A 16,655-nucleotide genomic window follows, 5' to 3' on the forward strand; every position below is an offset into this window, starting at 1 on the left:
CCACAGCGTCATGGCCGGGCTTGTCCCGGCCATCCACGCCTTACCACGTGGCACGGCGAACGTGGATGCCCGGGACAAGCCCACGGCTGTCCGGTTTAATTTTCATGGACAGGGCGCATGGCGTGGATTCTTCTACGGTCTTGAGCATCGCCAAATGTTCGAGACACGCCAGGAGAGTCCCGCCATGCGCCACCACAATACAGTATTTCACGGCATTCTGAACTTGGTGCCGTGGGGTGTTCTGGATCGGCTTGTGGACAGGTACCAGGCCAATAAGCGGGTGCGGCGGCTCAGCACACAGGATCAGTTTGTTGCGATGCTGTACGCGCAGCTTTCGGACGCCCAAAGCCTACGATCGATCGAAGCATCCTTCGAGAGCCATGCCGCACGGCTTTACCATCTCGGAACCAAAGAGCTGTCGCGATCGACTTTGGCTGACGCCAACGCCAAGCGGTCCAGCGCGGTGTTTGCCGAACTGTTGGCGGCGCTGATGGGCCGCTGCGAACGTGATCTTGCCGATAAAGTGGCCGAAGCGGTGTATCTGGTCGATTCGACCGGCTTTCGGCTGAACTCTCTGAGTTCCGATTGGGCGCGGTTTTGCTCCGGCGTGCATGGGGTCAAGCTGCATATCGTCTACAATCCGGACAGTGAGCGTCCGAGCTTCGCCGAGCTGACGCCCGCCAATGTCAACGACATCACCGTCGCCAAGGCTATGCCGATCCGCCCCGGGGCCACCTATATCTTCGACCTCGGCTACTACGACTATGGCTGGTGGGCTGAGCTCGACGCTGCGGGATGCCGCCTGGTGACCCGGCTCAAGGTCAACACGCCCCTGAGCGACATAGTTGAGAACAAGCTGCCTGAAGGCTCCTGCGCGCTCTCCGACCGCATAGGTCTGTTGCCTGCACGGCAGGCAAAGTCCCGCAAAAACCCCTTCAGGGATCCGGTGCGCGAGATCACGGTTCGCACCGAGACTGGCAAGATCCTGCGCATCGTGACCAATGATCTCGATGCCCCGGCCGACGAAATTGCTGAACTCTACAAGAGGCGCTGGCAGATCGAGCTGTTCTTCCGCTGGGTCAAGCACACTCTCAAAATCCGTCACTTCTTCGGCACGTCCGAGAATGCCGTGCGCATCCAGATCGCCATCGCGCTGATCGCCTTCCTGCTCTTGCGTTCGGCCCACAAAGCGCAACAAAGCGTCGAGAACCTTCTGATCTTCACCCGTCTGGTCGCTCAAAATCTCATGCAGCGGCGCCGGATCGATCACCTTCTCGACCTACCGCCCCCGATTATCAAAAATGACCGCCAGATGAGCCTAAGACTATGCCAAATTTAAACCGGACAGCCGTGGGCTTGACCCGGGCATGACGGCTTCTTGTGAAGCTCGCTCCAGGCTCAATAGCACGCCGCCATGGCGCCGAGCTTCGGATAGAGCCGGTCGATCGCGGCGATCTCGCTTTTCATCTGCGCGATGATCCAGTCGCGGATCTCGGCGGCGATCGGGCGCATCGGGCGGTTGCGCGGCGGCAGGAATTCGCAGATGCGGCGCGTGGTGGTGAGCCGGTCGGAGGCCGGCACCAGCGCGCCGGTGAGCAGCCAGTGCGAGGCGACCGTCAGCCAGCCGAGCGCAATGCCCTGGCCGAGCAGCGCGGCCTGCACCACGACGGCATAGTCAGTGAAGCTCAGCGCCTTGGCCGCGCCGCGGCGGCCGGTGAGGAGCGAAGCGTAATCCGCGGCCCAGTCGCCCGGCGTCTCGGCGAGGCGAATGATGGTGTTGCCCTCGGCGGGATCGGTCTCGCCGAGATAGGTAGGGCTGCACATCGGCAGCATCACTTCCTTCATCACCAGCGTGCCGCCGGAGGGCGGCTCGTCGCGATCGCGGAAGCGCATGCCGAGATCGACATTCTCCACCGGCCCGCGCAGCGCGCCGGAAATCAACTGGAAGCGCAGATCGACTTGCGGAAACTGCTTCTGCAGCTTGTCGATGCGCGGCATCAGCCAGTGCGTGGTGAAGGCGGAGGAGACCGACAGCGTCACCGTCTCGGTGCCCTTGCGCCGCCGCTCGATCTCGACGAGCCCGCTCTCGATGCTGCGAAAGCCTTCGAGCACGCGGCGATAGAGCAGCTCGCCTTCTTCGGTGAGCACCGCGCGGCCCGCCTTGCGATCGAACAGGCGAACGCCGAGATGCTCCTCGAACTGGCCGAGCATCCGGCTCACCGCCGGCTGCGTGACGTTCAGCTCGGCGGCCGCAGCCGTGAAGCTGCCATTGCGCGCCGCCGCGTCGAAGACGAACAGGGCGTTGCTGGACGGCAGCATGCGACGGAGCTCTGGCATAACGTCATGTTATGGGCGCGGTGAGAATTTGGCAATTGCCGGATTTTGCCAAGTCTGGTGTCATCAGCATGACAGCTTAAAGACAGGCCCTTCGAGAGAGGATTTGGTGCAGCGCACGCTTTGCCGTGAGTGCTCCAAATCCCTGTCTATAAAGCAGGCTTATGGCGCGCAGTGAGGCACGCCGGCTGAGGGACATCGCGAGGTCGATCGTTGGACAAGCGCGCGGAGAGCGTCGAGATCAGGTCCGCCAGCAAGGCCTATGGCGCCGTTCGCGCCCTCGACGACGTTTCGCTCAATGTCAGCGCCGGTGAATTCGTCTCACTGCTTGGCCCGTCCGGCTCCGGCAAGACCACGCTGCTCGGCATTTTGGGCGGCTTCATCCTGCCGACCTCCGGCACGATTCTATTCGGAGGCCGTGACGTCACCTACATGCCGCCGCACAAGCGCGACATCGGCGTGGTGTTCCAGAATTACGCGCTGTTTCCGCACATGAGCGTCGGCGAGAACGTCGCCTTTCCCTTGCGCGCGCGACGCCTGCCGAAATCCATCTGGCCGGACAAGGTGCGCGCAGCGCTCAGCATGGTCGGGCTTGCCGGCTATGAAGAGCGCGGCATCGCGCAGCTCTCCGGCGGTCAGCGCCAGCGCGTGGCGTTGGCGCGCGCCATGATCTTCGAGCCGCGCCTGATCCTGATGGACGAGCCGCTTTCCGCGCTCGACAAGCAGCTGCGCGAATCCATGCAGATCGAGCTGCGCGCGTTGCACAAGCGGATCGGCGCGACCATCATCTACGTCACCCATGACCAGCGCGAGGCGCTGACCATGAGCGACCGCGTCGCCGTCATGAAGGACGGCCGGCTGGTTCAGATCGACGAGCCGGCGCGGCTGCATGACCATCCCGTCGATTCCTTCGTCGCCAGCTTCATCGGCGAAGCCACGATGCTGCCGGTTCGCCGCGTCGATGCCGCCAGCGTCGCGCTCGGCAACGTCTTGCTGCGCAGCGCGCGCGCCATTCCCGATGGCGATGCCCTGATGCTGGCCGTGCACAGCGAGAAGCTGCTGATCGATGATGGCGCGCAGGATGCCGCTTGCAACCGGCTGACCGGGACCGTCACCGACATCGTCTATCAGGGCGAGAGCCTGCGCATTTTCCTCGCGCTCGCCGATGGCATCGCGCTCAGCCTGCGCCAACCGAGCTATCACCAGGCCTATCACCGCATCCCGCCGCTCGGCGGCAGCCTCACCGTTACGCTCCACCCCGAGGACACCATTGTCGTGCCCAGGGTGGACTGAATCCAGCCTTGTTCAACCGAGAGAAGAAGCGATATGTCGACCCAAGCCGCGTTCAGCAATTTCAAGGTCCTCACCTTCGACGTCGTCGGCACCCTGATCGATTTCGAGACCGGCGTACTTGAAGCGGTGCGCAAGATCGGAGGCAAGAAGGCGGCCGAGCTCAGCGACGAGCAGATCTTCGAATCCTACAAGCGAGGCCGCGACAAGCATTATGAGCGCTCCAGCGAGGTGATGTTCTACGTCTACCGCTATCTCGCCAAGGAGCTCGGGCTGCCGGCGGACGATGCCTCCTGTGACGTCTTCCAGCTTGCCGTGCTGCGCTGGGGGCCGTTCTCGGACTCGGTCGAGGCGCTGAAGCGCCTGCGCACAAAATTCCGCCTGGTCGCGATGACCAATGCCGACCGCGTGGCACTCTCATGCTACGCGCATGCGCTCGGTAATCCCTTCGATGACACCGTCTGCGCCGACGACACCGGCGTTGCAAAACCGAACCCGGAATTCTTCGCCTACAACAAGGGCCGCCAGTCCGCCTTCGGCTACAAGCAGTCCGACATCCTGCACGTCGCGCAGAGCCAGTATCACGACATCGGGATCGCGCGGAAGCTCGGCTACAAGGTGTGCTGGATCGAGCGCCGCCAGGGCATTGCCGGCTTCGGCGGTACGCCGGCGGTGGAGACGCTGACCAAGCCGGACTTCCATTATCCGACGTTGAAGGCGCTTGCCGACGCGGCCATCGGGCCGGCGGCGTAACGGAGAGCTGTGGCATGACACGGGACTGGCGCGCGCTGCCATCGGTCAATTCACTGTGGGAAGCCACGGCGGAGCCGGCGCGCGCGTTTCCCGTGCTGTCGGGCGAGCAACAGGCGGATGTGGTGATCATCGGCGCAGGCTACACTGGCCTCTCCGCCGCGCACCACATTGCCAGGAGCGGGCTCAGCCCCGTCGTGCTCGAGGCCAACCGTCCCGGCTGGGGCGCGAGCGGGCGCAATGGCGGCGTGATCACCGCAAAATTCCGCCTCTCGTTCCGTGAGATCGATGCCGCACACGGCCGCGCCATGGCGCGGCGCATGTACGAGATCGCGCATGAATCGACCGACATGGTCGAGGAGCTCGTCTCCGAATTCGGCATCACCAGCGCGAACCTTGTGCGCACCGGCCAGGTCAAGGCCGCGCACAATGAGACGACGCTCAAGGCCGCGATCGACGAAGCCAACTGGATGACGCGCGAGATGGGCTCCGCCGCGGTCCGCATTCTCGACAAGGGACAGGTGCGTGAGGAGACCGGCTCCGACATCTTTGTCGGCGGTGTGCTCAATCCCGGCTCGGGCGGGATCCATCCGCTGAACTATCTGCGCGGCCTCGCAAATGGCGTTGCAAGCCGCGGCGTTCCGATTTTCCAGGAGTCGCCGGTCGTCAAGCTCCGGCGCGAGAAGGACGGCATCGTTGCCGAGACACCGCAAGGCGCGGTGCGCGTCAGGCAGGCGATCATTGCCACCAACAGCTATTCGGATTTGACCGGCGCCACCGCGCATCTGCAGCGCACGCTGATCCCGTTCCGCAGCGCCATGGTCGCAACCGAGCGGCTCCCCGGCAATCTCGCGGGAAAACTGATGCCGACGGGGCGCACCTACACCGAGACCAAGCGCATGATGCGCTGGTTCCGCATGGTCGACAACCGCGTCATCTTTGGCGGCCGCGGCGCCTTCGGCAAGCAGGATTCGCAGGCCGCATTCGGTGCCTTGCGCAAGGCGATGGTCGGCATCTTCCCCGATCTCGCCGATGTCTCGCTCGCATATAAATGGTCGGGGCTCGTTGCGATGACGCTGGACTCGGTGCCGCATATCGGCCGGCTCGACGAGCGCACGCTGTTCTCGGTGGGTTACAACGGCGCCGGCGTTGCGATGTCGAGCCTGATGGGCCGCTATCTCGCCGCCTTCGTGCGCGGCGAGGCGCCCGACGTCGGCCTGCTCGACGCCCGGCGCATGAAGGCGATTCCGTTCTATCCGCTGCGGGAGCCCGCCGTGCGCGTGGTCGCCGGCTGGTACCAGTTTCTCGATGCGATCGGTCGGTGAGATCATTTGGAGGAGGTGAGGATGACGATGAAGCAGAAATTTGGATTGGGCTGCGCGCTGCTGGGCGCAATCGGACTGACCAGCGCGGCTGATGCCGCCGAGCAGATCACCTTCGTCTCGCAGGGCGGCGCCTATCAGCAGGCGCAGACGGTGGCGATCCTCGATCCCTCCGCCAAGAAGCTCGGCATCACCATCAACCAGGACTCCATTCCCGATGCCTGGCCCGCGATCAAGACGCAGGTCGGCAGCGGCAAGCCGATCTGGGACGTCGTCGACACCCCGACCGGTAACTGCCTGCGCGGCGGCGAACAGGGGCTGATGGAGAAGCTCGACTTCTCGAAGATACCAAACGGCGCGGCGATGCCGGAGGCCTATCGCAGCCCCTATTCAGTGTCCTACGAGTTCTATTCGAGCGTACTTGCCTACAGCCAGAAGAAATTCCCGAAGGACGCGCCGAACAGCTGGGCCGATTTCTGGGACGTGAAGAAATTCCCCGGCCGCCGCGCGCTGCGCAACCATCCGTTTGCAACGTTGGAGGCGGCGCTGATGGCCGACGGCGTCGCACCGGACAAGCTTTATCCGCTCGACGTCGACCGCGCCTTCAAGAGGCTGGAAGAGATCAAGCCGCACATCACGGTGTGGTGGACCTCGGGCGCGCAGTCGGCGCAGTTGCTCAATGACGGCGAGGTCGACATGGAGATGGCCTGGAACGGTCGCGTCAGCGCGGTCGCCAAGGAAGGCGCGAAGGTCACCTTCACTTACAACCAGGGCATCCTGCAGAGTACCTCGCTCTGCATCCTCAAGGGCGCGCCGAATCTCGCCACCGCGATAAAATTCCTCAACGAGGCCGTCGATCCCGTGCACCAGGCCAATCTGCCATTGCACATCGACTATGGTCCGGGCAATCCCAAGGCATTCGAGACCAGCGTCATCAAGCCCGAGCGCGCCGCGCAATTGCCGAGCGAGCCGGCCAATGCGGCGAAGCAAGCGCTGATGTCCTACGCCTGGTGGTCCTCGCCGGCGGGCGAAGCCGCCGAGAAGCGCTGGGCGTCCTTCATGCAGAAGTGAGCGAGGCAGCGTTGACGACTTCAGTGCCAGATCCCTCCCAAAAACATCAGCGCCGTGAGCACGGCCTGATGCTGGCACTGGTGTCGCCGGCGCTGCTGGTGATCCTGGCTCTGATCCTGCTGCCGGTCGGCTGGCTGGCCTGGCAGTCGATCTACCACGACGGCTTCACGCTGGAGAACTATCGCCGCGTCTTCACCGAAGACGTCTACTGGCGCAGCTTTGCGCTGACCTTCGAGATCAGCCTCGCGGTCACGGCAATCGCGCTGCTGCTCGGCTATCCCGTGGCCTACCTTGCCAATTCGGTGCCGAAAGGGTGGAGCATCGTCATCCTCTCGCTGGTCGTGCTGCCGTTCTGGACCAGCGTGCTGGTCCGCGCCTATGCCTGGCTGGCGCTGCTGCAGCGCACCGGCGTGATCAACCAGCTCCTGCGCTACCTCGATGTCATCTCCGAGCCGCTCGCGCTGGTCCACAACACCTTTGGCACGGTGGTTGCGACCGTGCACATCCTGCTGCCCTTCATGGTGTTGCCGCTCTACGCCACCATGCAGAAGATTCCGAACGATCTCATGCAGGCCGGCGCCAGCCTGGGCGCGAGCCCGTCGCTCACCTTCATGCGCGTGTTCCTGCCGCTGTCGCTGCCGGGCGTGCTCGCCGGCTGCACCATGGTGTTCGTGCTCTGCCTCGGCTTCTACATCACGCCGGAGCTACTCGGCGGCGGCCGCACCGTGATGGTGTCGATGCTGGTGAGCCGCAATGTCGAGCTCTACAACCAGTTCGGGGCGGCGAGCGCGGTCGCGGTGGTGCTGCTCATCAGTGTGCTCGTGATCTTCTTCGTCGTCAGCCGCTTCATCTCGCTCGACCGCGTGTTGGGGCAGAAATGATGCGCGCCTCGCCCGCACGGATCGCCCTCTACGTGGTCAGCGCGCTGGTGCTGGTCTATCTGATCCTCCCCGTTCTAATTATTGCGCCGATCTCGTTCTCCAGCGCGCGCTTTCTCACCTTTCCGCCACCGTCCTTTTCGCTGCGCTGGTACCAGCAATATTTCTCAAATCCCGCCTGGATGCAGGCGACGCGGGTGACGCTGACGGTCGCCCTCCTTACCGTCGTGATCGCGACCCCGTTCGGGGTGGCCGCTGCCTATGCCATCAGCCAGTCGAAGCTGCGCATCATGAGGCTGATCCACTTGGCGCTGCTGTTGCCGCTGGTGGTACCGATCATCATCACCGCCGTCGGTATCTTCTTCGTCTATGCCAAGGTCGGTCTGGTCGCGACCATGCCCGGCCTCGTGCTGGCGAACGTGATGTTGGGCCTGCCCTATGTCGTCATCTCGGTGCTCGCGGGCCTGCAGAGTTTCGATCCCGCGCAGGAGATGGTGGCGCGCAGCCTCGGCATGAACCGCCTGCGCAGCTTCTTCGCGGTGACGCTGCCGCAGATCAAGTCCAGCGTGGTTGCGGGCGGAATCTTCGCCTTCATCTCGGCGATGGACGAGACCATCGTCGCGCTGTTCATTTCCGGCGGCCAGTATCAGCCGTTGACCAAGCGCATGTTCACCGCGCTGCGCGACGAGATCGATCCGACCATCGCCGCGATCTCGACCTTGATGACGGCGGCCTCATTCATGCTGGTGCTGCTGGCGAGCGCGCGACAGAAGCGGAGCGGGTGAGGATAGTCCACGTCCCCAGGACCTCGACCGCGGCACGGGCTGGACCGAGGAGATCAATTCACCCGATCGCGAAATCGGCGGCCGTCTCGGCGTGAATGGCCGTGGTGTCGAAGGTCTCGACCGAAATGTCGTCGGGGCCGACCAGCATGGTGATCTCGGTGCAGCCGAGGATGATGCACTCGGCGCCGCCGGCGACGAGCGCCGCCATCACCTCCTGGTAGCGCTGGCGCGAGGGCACGGCGACGTTGCCGAGGCACAGCTCGTCGTAGATGATGCGGTTCACCTCGGCGCGCTCGTCCGCGGGAGGGACCAGGACGTCGAGACCGTGCGCGCGCAATCGGTCGATGTAGAAGTCTTCCTCCATCGTGAACTTGGTGCCAAGCAACCCGACGCGGCCGTATCCCTTGGCCCGGATCCGCTCGGCCGTCGCATCGCCGATGTGGATGAACGGAACGTTGACGCTGGATATGATCTCCGGCGCCAATTTATGCATCGTGTTCGTGCACAGCACGATCGCCCGGGCGCCGGCACTTTCGAGCAGCCGCGCGACCTCGGCCAGGCTCGCCGCGGCTTCCTGCCAGCGGCCGGCATATTGCATCTGCTTGATCTCCTCGAAATCGTAGGAATACATCAGAAGCGGGGCCGAATGCAGCTTGCCGATGCGGTCGCGGACCCGCTCGTTGATGAGCTTGTAGTAAAGCGCGGTGCTCTCCCAGCTCATGCCGCCGATCAGGCCAATGGTTTGCATTCCGGTGCTCCCGAACAGTGATTCAGAGGGATCGTAGACGAAGATGCCGAACCTCGCCATCATGGCCGCGGCAGGGCCTGTAGTGCAAACGGCAGGGACGGGCATGACGCCTGCGCAGGCTGCGAGAAGCCTTTCGACCTTGCACACGCTCTCGGCCTGTCTTAGGCCAGTTCCCGAACAATTGCGTATCGCCGAAGTCTTGAGGGAGCCGACATGACCATTCGCAACACCCGCACCGGGGGCCAGATCCTGATCGATCAGCTCGTCGCCCAGGGCGTCGAGCGCGTCACCTGCGTGCCGGGCGAGAGCTATCTGGCGGCGCTCGATGCGTTGCATGACAGCCCGATCGACGTCGTGATCTGCCGCGCCGAAGGCGGTGCGGCGATGATGGCGGAGGCCTATGGCAAGCTCACGGGGCGGCCCGGCGTCTGCTTCGTCACACGCGGCCCCGGTGCCACCAATGCCAGCCACGGCGTTCACATCGCGATGCAGGATTCGACGCCGATGATCCTGTTCGTCGGCCAGGTCGACACCGGCATGCGCGAGCGCGAGGCGTTCCAGGAGCTCGACTACAAGGCGGTGTTCGGCTCGATGGCGAAATGGGCGGTCGAGATCGATCGCCCCGACCGCATTCCGGAGCTGGTCGCGCGTGCCTTCCGCGTCGCCATGCAGGGCCGCCCCGGTCCCGTGGTGATCGCGCTGCCGGAGAACATGCTAACCGAGACGGCGGCGGTGGCGGACGCCATGCGCATCGAGCCCGCCGTGAGCTGGCCGGCGCCGGCCGATATCGAGAAGCTTGGCGCCATGCTGGCCGGCGCCAAGGCGCCACTCGTCATTCTCGGCGGCTCGCGCTGGACCGACGAGGCGACCAAGAGCATCGCGCGGTTCGCCGAGCGGTTCGACCTGCCGGTCGCGACCTCGTTCCGCCGGGCTTCGCTGATCGATGCCGACCATTCGCATTATGCCGGCGACCTCGGCATCGGGCCGAGCCCTGGCCTGAAGGCGCGCATCGACAATGCGGACGTCCTCCTGCTCATCGGCGGTCGCATGTCGGAGATGCCGTCTTCGTCCTATACGCTGCTCGACATTCCCAATCCGAAGCAGAAGCTGATCCATGTCCATCCGGGCTCCGAAGAGCTCGGCCGCATCTATCAGCCTGATCTGGCGATCCAGGCGACGCCTGCCGCCTTCGCCGCCGCGGTCGAGACGCTGAAGCCGTCAGTTGCGGTGGCGTGGAAGGGCGAGGCCGCCAAGGCGCATGCGGATTATCTGGCCTGGACCGGGAAGGCGCGCGAGCTGCCGGGCAGGTTCCAGTACGGCGAGGTGATGACCTGGCTGCGCGACCGCCTGCCGAAGGACGCGATCGTCTGCAACGGCGCCGGCAACTACGCCGGCTGGATCCATCGCCATCACCGCTTCCACAGCTTTGCCGCCCAGCTCGCGCCGACCTCGGGCTCGATGGGCTATGGCGTGCCGGCGGGTGTGCTGGCCAAGCGGCAATACCCGGATCGTGTCGTGGTCGCGTTTGCGGGCGACGGCTGCTTCCTGATGAACGGCCAGGAGTTCGCCACCGCCGTGCAGTACGACGCGCCACTGATCGTCATCATCATCGACAATGCGCAATACGGCACCATCCGCATGCACCAGGAGCGCGACTATCCCGGCCGCGTCGTCGGCACCCAGCTCAAGAACCCGGATTTCGCGATGTATGCGAAGGCGTTCGGCGGCCATGGCGAGCGTGTCGAGCGCACCGAGGAGTTCGCACCGGCGTTCGAGCGCGCGCTCGCCTCGGGCAAGCCGTCGATCCTCCACTGCATCATCGATCCCAGGGCGATCTCGGTCGGAAAGGATTTTACGCCCGCAGTGAAGGCTTAGGGCGATGCCTGAAGGCCGCAACGTCGCCATCATCGGAGCCGGCGCGGTCGGCGTGATCAGCGCCATCGAGGCGCTGCGCGAGGGCCACCGCGTCACGCTGATCGATCCTGGCGAGCCCGGCGGCGAACAGGCGGCGAGCTACGGCAATGCCGGCTGGCTGTCGTCGCATTCGGTGATTCCACCGGCGGAGCCGGGTGTCTGGAGGAAGGTGCCGGGCTATCTCCTGGACCCGCTCGGCCCGCTCGCGATCCGCTGGTCATACTTGCCGAAGGCGCTGCCCTGGCTGATCAAATATCTGCTCTCGGGCTGGACCGCGGCGCGGGTCGAGACCACGGCGTTCGCGCTGCGCGATCTCCTGAAGGACGCGCCGCTGCTGCACAGGAAGCTCGCGGAAGAAGCCGGCGTCCCTGAATTGATCGAGCGCAACGGCGTGATGCACGTGTTCACCTCGCGCGGCAATTTCGACAATGATCTCGGCTGGCGCCTGCGCAAGAAGGTCGGCGTCGAATGGCTGGAGCTCAATGCCGACGAGATGCGCCAACGTGAGCCGGATCTGGATCCGCGCTACACCTTCGGTGTCGTGGTGGAGGAGGCCGGGCGCTGCCGCGATCCCGGCGCTTATGTTGCAGCCCTTGCCAATCATGCGATTGCGAGCGGCGCGAAGCACGTACGCGCCAAGGCGACCGGGCTGAAGCTCAGCGGCGGCAAGCTCGTCGCTGTCGTCACCGAGACCGGCGAGATTGCTTGCGATGCCGCGGTGGTCGCGGCCGGTGCCCGTTCGAAGCAGCTCACAGCGTCGGTCGGCGATCCCCTTCCGCTCGAGACCGAGCGTGGCTATCATGTCGTGATCGAGAATCCGGAAGCAGGTCCGCGCAGCTCGATGATGGCCTCCGACGCCAAGCTGGTGGTGAACTGGACCAACAAGGGCCTGCGTGCCGCCGGGACGGTCGAGATCGCGGGCCTCGAGGCCGCGCCGAACTGGAAGCGCGCCGAGATCCTGCGCAACCACCTCGTCAGCATGTTCCCCAAATTGCCGAAGGATCTTCCGGCCTCGCGCGTCAAGACTTGGTTCGGCCATCGGCCGAGCATGCCGGACGGACGTCCCTGCATCGGCTATGCGCGCGCCTCCCGCGACATCGTCTATGCGTTCGGCCACGGCCATGTCGGCCTGGTCGGCTCGGCCCGCACCGGCCGTCTGGTCGCCCAGCTCGTGAGCGGCAAGGCGCCGGAGATTCCACTCGCGCCGTTCGCGCCCGATCGTTTCCTCTGAGAGCGCACCATGACCGATCCCGGCAACTCCTCCCGTATCGCCCGTGGCGGCAAGGCCATCTACGGCGCGCCGCTCGGCATCCTGATGCTGGAAGCGCGCTTTCCCCGCATTCCCGGCGACATGGGCAACGGCACGACATGGCCATTCCCGGTGCTCTATCGCGTGGTGAGCGGCGCCTCGCCCGAAAAGGTCGTGCTGAAGGGCGCGGCCGGCCTCTTGCCCGATTTCATCGATGCGGCCAAGGATCTGGTGCGGCTGGGGGCGGAGGCCATCACCACCAATTGCGGCTTCCTCTCGCTGTTCCAGAAGGAGATCGCGGCCGCCGTCGGCGTTCCCGTCGCGACGTCATCGCTGATGCAGGTGCCGTGGGTGCAAGCGACCCTGCCGCCGGGCAAGCGCGTCGGCCTGGTCACGGTGTCGGGCTCGACCTTGACGCCGGCCCATCTCGAGGGTGCCGGCGTTCCGCTCGACACGCCGCTGGTCGGCACCGAGAATGGCAAGGAGTTCTTCCGTGTCCTGATCAAGGCCGAGAAGGACGATATGGACATCGCACAAGCCGAGCGCGACGTGGTCGAGGCCGGCAAGGAGCTCGTTGCCAAGCATCCGGATGTCGGCGCCATCGTCCTCGAATGCACCAACATGCCGCCTTATGCCGCCGCGCTTCAGGCTGAGGTCGGATTGCCCGTCTATGACATCTATTCCATGATCACCTGGTTTCATGCCGGGCTGCGCCCGCGCGTCTTTGCGTGAATGCGTCCGAGAGATCGTTACAAGTTGCAGGAGTGAACCCATGAAACTATCCGGCAAGGTCGCGGCCATCACCGGCGCGGCGCGCGGCATCGGCAAGGCCTGCGCAAAGAGATTTTTGGACGACGGCGTCAAGGTCGTCATCTCCGATGTCGATGCCGAGGGTTTGGCGGCGACTGCCGCCGAGCTCGGGCGGCCGGATGCGCTACGCACTGTCGTCGGCAATGTCGCCAAGCGCGCGGACGTGGATCAGCTGGTCGCGACCGCGGTGAAGGAGTTCGGCCGGCTCGACATCATGGTCAACAATGCCGGCGTCGCCCGCAATCGCGACATTCTCGACATCACCGAGGAGGAGTTCGACGAGATCCTCGGCATCAATCTGAAGGGCGCGTTCTTCGGCGTGCAGGCGGCGGCGAGGCAAATGATCGCGCAAGGCGGCGGCGGGGTCATCATCAACATGTCCTCGGTGAACGCGCTACTGGCGATCCCGGCGCTGGCGACCTACGCCATGTCAAAGGGCGGCATGAAGCAGCTGACATCGGTCGCCGCCGTCGCGCTGGCCCCGCACAACATTCGTGTCGTCGCGGTCGGGCCGGGCACGATCCTGACCGACATGGTGGCTTCCGCGATCTACACGTCCGAGGATGCGCGCAAGACCGTGCTGTCGCGCACGCCGGCGGGCCGCGGCGGCGAGCCGAGCGAGGTGGCCTCCGTCGTGGCCTTCCTTGCCAGCGACGATGCGTCCTATATCACCGGGCAGACGATCTATCCGGACGGCGGCCGACTGGTCCTGAATTACACGGTGCCGGTGAAGGAGAAGTAGGGCCGTTGTCGCCCCACTCTCGCTGTCATCGCCCGGCTTGACCGGGCGATCCAGTATTCCGAGGCGGTCGTGATTGAATCGATGGGCCGCGGCGTACTGGATTCCCCGCCTTCGCGGGGAATGACAGTCGTCGTGAGGCGGGCAGTCTGCCCTCACTCCGCCGCAACCGTCAGCCCGTGACCGAGCCGCTTGGAGATGGCCCCCGCGCAGTCGCGCAGCGCGTGCGCGATCGGGCTGTCCCAGCGCGCGTCGAAAGTGCCTTCCGGGCCCATCGCGGTGATGACCAGCGCGACGTGGCCGGAATGATCGAACACCGGCGCGGCGAACGCGTTCACGCCAGGTAGGGGATCGCCGAGCGCGCGGGCGAGACCGTGCTTGCGCACCTCGGCGAGCATGTCGGCGACCTTGGCCCCCTTCACGGTGCGCTTCGGGTTGTAGCCGACGCCGTGGCGGTCGAGGCCGCTGTCGAGCGCGGCCCTGATGGTCTTCTCCGGCAGGAACGCGGCAAACGCGCGGCCCGTCGCGGTCTCCAAGAGCGCCATCACCGAGCCGACGCGCATCACGATGTGCACCGGCTGGGCCGGCTCTTCGAGCTGCACCACGGTCGGGCCGTGCGTGCCCCAGACCGCGAGCGAGACGGCGTGGCCGATCTGGCTCGCAAGGCCCGCGATCTTGGGACGCGCGATGCGCACGCCCGAGAGGCGGCGCAGGCTGATCAGGCCGAGCTCCAGCGCCAGCGCGCCGATCTCGTAGCGGCCGGTGCTCTCGTCCTGCTCGATCAGGCCGATGCGGGAGAAGCTGGCGAGATAGGGATGCGCCTTGGCCGGCGTCATGCCGGCCTCGCGCGCGAGATCGCGCAGCATCATCGGCTCGCTGCTGCGGGCGAGCGCGCGAAGCAATTCGCCGCCGACCTCGATCGACTGGATACCGCGGCTCTCTCTCTTCATGCGCCTCCGATGCGCCTGAGTCGTTGTTTGAGCATGGTCTCTTCGGAAAACCGCTGCACACTTTTCCGGATCATGCTCTACGCCGCGTCGCGCTTGGCGGCGCTGTCGGCAAGATGTCTGCCGGCAATGTAGCCGAAGGTCAGCGCCGGCCCAAGCGTGATGCCGGCGCCCGGATAATTGCCGCCCATGATGCTCGCCATGTCGTTGCCGGCGGCATAGAGACCGGGAATCACCCGTCCTTCGGCATCGAGCGCCCGTGCGTTCGCGTCGGTGACGATGCCGGCATAGGTGCCGAGATCGCCGATCACCATCTTGATGGCGTAGAACGGTCCGTTCTCGATCGGTGCGACGCAGGGGTTGGGGCCGTGCAGCGCATCGCCCTGGTAGCGGTTATAGGCCTTCGAGCCCTTGCCGAAGGCGGCGTCCTGTCCCAGCGGCGCCGTCACATTGAACTGCCTGACCGTTTCGGCGAACGCCTTGGCGTCGATCCCGGCTTTCGCCGCCAGCGCTTCCAGCGTATCGCCGCGCATGAGATAGCCGGTCTTCAAATGATGACCCAGCGGCATCGGGAACGGCGGCACGCAGCCGAGGCCGTATTTGCGCAGCGTCTTGTGATCGCAGACGAGAAATGCGGCGATCTCCTCGCCAGGCTTGGCGGCCTTGATCATGGCCTGGACGAAGTCGTGATAGGAATTGCCCTCATTGGCGAAACGCCTGCCGTCGCGCATCACCGCGATCACGCCGGGCTTGGCGCGATCGATGAAGTGCGGCATCACTCCCTTGGAGCCGTCCTTGCGCGTGGTCAGCGATACCGGCACCCAGGCCGCCGCGTTCGGCAGGCGGTCCTCGATGCGGCCGCCGGCGCCTTCTGCAAGGCGCAAGCCGTCGCCGGTATTGCCCGTAGGCCCGGGCGAATAATGCTCAACGCCGGTCGGCGCATGCGGGAACATCTTCCTGCGCCGCCCGACGTCATGCGGAAAGCCGCCGCAGGCGAGCACAACGCCCTGTCGTGCACGAACGCGCACCTCGCGTCCCTCGCGCGAGACGATGGCGCCGGTCACGGCGCCGTTCTCGACCGTCAGTTCGCGCACCGGCGAGGACAGCCACATCGGAATCTTCAGGTCGAGCGCTGACTTTGCGAGGCGGCCTGCGAGCGCATTGCCGTTGGTGAGCGTCATGCCGCGGCCATAGCGCAGCACGTCCATGAAATGCCGCGTCAGGCGCTTCGCGACATAGACCGCCGAGGTCAGCGACTTCGTCACCCGCATGAAGTGGATGATCTCCTTGCCGCTTCCGAGCATCATGCCGAACACGGTGAGCTCGGGCAGCGGCATGCCGAGCGATTTGATGAGATTGCCGAGCTCGCGGCCGTCGAACGGGCGCGTCACCATGGAGCGGCCGCCCTGGGCGCCGCCGGGCGCTTCGGCATGGTAGTCGGGAAACACCAGCGGCATGTCGAAGCGCAGCGCGGTCTTGGTGGTGAAGAAATCGACAGCTTCAGGGCCGGCGCTCAGAAAGGCATCGACGCGTGCTGCGTCGTAGTTGTTGCCGGCCTCATGCCGCAAATACGTGCGAGCCTGTTCCGGCGTCTCTTCGATGCCGTACGCCTTAGCCAGCGACGTGCCGGGGATCCAGAGCCAGCCGCCGGAACGGGCCGTGGTGCCGCCGAAGCGCGGCTCCTTCTCGACGATCAGCACGTCAAGCCCGCGATGACGCGCGGTGATCGCGGCCGACATGCCAGAGCAACCCGATCCGGCCACGAGCACGTCGCACTCGTACGTCTCCATGGTGCCATGCTCGTTGCCAGCCATATCG

The 16,655-nt window shown here is 65.2% G+C and carries 15 protein-coding genes; 11 read left to right on the plus strand and 4 right to left on the minus strand.

Annotation, left to right across the window (positions count from 1 at the left end; translation table 11 throughout):
* Positions 1-184 precede the first annotated feature (184 nt).
* Positions 185-1,339 (plus strand): IS4 family transposase, encoded by a 1,155-nt coding sequence (locus tag N2605_RS07260; RefSeq protein ID WP_036046927.1) that lies wholly within the window; start codon positions 185-187, stop codon positions 1,337-1,339.
* A 59-nt stretch (positions 1,340-1,398) separates the two neighbouring features.
* On the opposite strand, the gene N2605_RS07265 is transcribed toward N2605_RS07260, so the two are convergent.
* Positions 1,399-2,337: a LysR family transcriptional regulator gene (locus N2605_RS07265; RefSeq protein ID WP_128263869.1), complete on the minus strand. Its 939-nt coding sequence runs from the start codon at positions 2,335-2,337 to the stop codon at positions 1,399-1,401.
* Positions 2,338-2,547: 210 nt separating this feature from the next.
* On the opposite strand from N2605_RS07265, the gene N2605_RS07270 reads away from it, so the two are divergent.
* The 6 genes from N2605_RS07270 (at position 2,548) to N2605_RS07295 (ending at position 8,430) form a co-directional block, all read left to right on the plus strand.
* Positions 2,548-3,627 carry an ABC transporter ATP-binding protein gene (locus N2605_RS07270; protein ID WP_225171429.1) on the plus strand — a complete coding sequence of 360 codons (1,080 nt, stop codon included), beginning with the start codon at positions 2,548-2,550 and terminating at the stop codon, positions 3,625-3,627.
* Between the two features lie 33 nt (positions 3,628-3,660).
* Positions 3,661-4,377, plus strand: coding sequence for an HAD family hydrolase (locus N2605_RS07275; RefSeq protein ID WP_260346197.1), 717 nt, complete (start codon positions 3,661-3,663; stop codon positions 4,375-4,377).
* 14 nt (positions 4,378-4,391) lie between these two features.
* Positions 4,392-5,699 carry an NAD(P)/FAD-dependent oxidoreductase gene (locus N2605_RS07280; protein WP_260346198.1) on the plus strand — a complete coding sequence of 436 codons (1,308 nt, stop codon included), beginning with the start codon at positions 4,392-4,394 and terminating at the stop codon, positions 5,697-5,699.
* A gap of 21 nt (positions 5,700-5,720) precedes the next feature.
* Positions 5,721-6,767 carry an ABC transporter substrate-binding protein gene (locus N2605_RS07285; protein ID WP_260346199.1) on the plus strand — a complete coding sequence of 349 codons (1,047 nt, stop codon included), beginning with the start codon at positions 5,721-5,723 and terminating at the stop codon, positions 6,765-6,767.
* A 68-nt stretch (positions 6,768-6,835) separates the two neighbouring features.
* Positions 6,836-7,648 (plus strand): ABC transporter permease, encoded by an 813-nt coding sequence (locus N2605_RS07290; RefSeq protein WP_260346200.1) that lies wholly within the window; start codon positions 6,836-6,838, stop codon positions 7,646-7,648.
* On the plus strand, positions 7,645-8,430 hold the full coding sequence (locus N2605_RS07295) for an ABC transporter permease (RefSeq protein WP_036027377.1): 786 nt from the start codon (positions 7,645-7,647) through the stop codon (positions 8,428-8,430). Before N2605_RS07290 ends, N2605_RS07295 begins: the two co-directional genes overlap by 4 nt.
* A 58-nt stretch (positions 8,431-8,488) precedes the next feature.
* Here the strand turns inward: N2605_RS07295 and N2605_RS07300 are convergent, their stop codons facing one another.
* Positions 8,489-9,178 (minus strand): aspartate/glutamate racemase family protein, encoded by a 690-nt coding sequence (locus tag N2605_RS07300; RefSeq protein WP_260346201.1) that lies wholly within the window; start codon positions 9,176-9,178, stop codon positions 8,489-8,491.
* Between the two features lie 213 nt (positions 9,179-9,391).
* Between N2605_RS07300 and N2605_RS07305 the strand changes: the two genes are divergently transcribed.
* From N2605_RS07305 to N2605_RS07320, 4 genes are read left to right on the plus strand one after another with little or no spacing between them, the layout of a single operon-like run.
* On the plus strand, positions 9,392-11,053 hold the full coding sequence (locus N2605_RS07305) for a thiamine pyrophosphate-binding protein (protein ID WP_260346202.1): 1,662 nt from the start codon (positions 9,392-9,394) through the stop codon (positions 11,051-11,053).
* Between the two features lie 4 nt (positions 11,054-11,057).
* Positions 11,058-12,323, plus strand: coding sequence for an NAD(P)/FAD-dependent oxidoreductase (locus N2605_RS07310; RefSeq protein WP_260346203.1), 1,266 nt, complete (start codon positions 11,058-11,060; stop codon positions 12,321-12,323).
* A 9-nt stretch (positions 12,324-12,332) separates the two neighbouring features.
* Positions 12,333-13,073: an aspartate/glutamate racemase family protein gene (locus tag N2605_RS07315; protein WP_225134472.1), complete on the plus strand. Its 741-nt coding sequence runs from the start codon at positions 12,333-12,335 to the stop codon at positions 13,071-13,073.
* Positions 13,074-13,113: 40 nt separating this feature from the next.
* Complete coding sequence (locus tag N2605_RS07320; RefSeq protein ID WP_260346204.1) at positions 13,114-13,893, plus strand: SDR family NAD(P)-dependent oxidoreductase; 780 nt, start codon at positions 13,114-13,116, stop codon at positions 13,891-13,893.
* A 152-nt stretch (positions 13,894-14,045) separates the two neighbouring features.
* Here N2605_RS07320 and N2605_RS07325 read toward each other — a convergent pair whose 3' ends face one another.
* On the minus strand, positions 14,046-14,840 hold the full coding sequence (locus tag N2605_RS07325; RefSeq protein ID WP_260346205.1) for an IclR family transcriptional regulator: 795 nt from the start codon (positions 14,838-14,840) through the stop codon (positions 14,046-14,048).
* A gap of 77 nt (positions 14,841-14,917) precedes the next feature.
* Positions 14,918-16,651 carry an FAD-dependent oxidoreductase gene (locus N2605_RS07330; RefSeq protein WP_260346206.1) on the minus strand — a complete coding sequence of 578 codons (1,734 nt, stop codon included), beginning with the start codon at positions 16,649-16,651 and terminating at the stop codon, positions 14,918-14,920.
* Positions 16,652-16,655 lie beyond the last annotated feature (4 nt).

This window comes from Bradyrhizobium yuanmingense, from assembly GCF_025200905.1.
GTDB lineage: Bacteria > Pseudomonadota > Alphaproteobacteria > Rhizobiales > Xanthobacteraceae > Bradyrhizobium > Bradyrhizobium yuanmingense.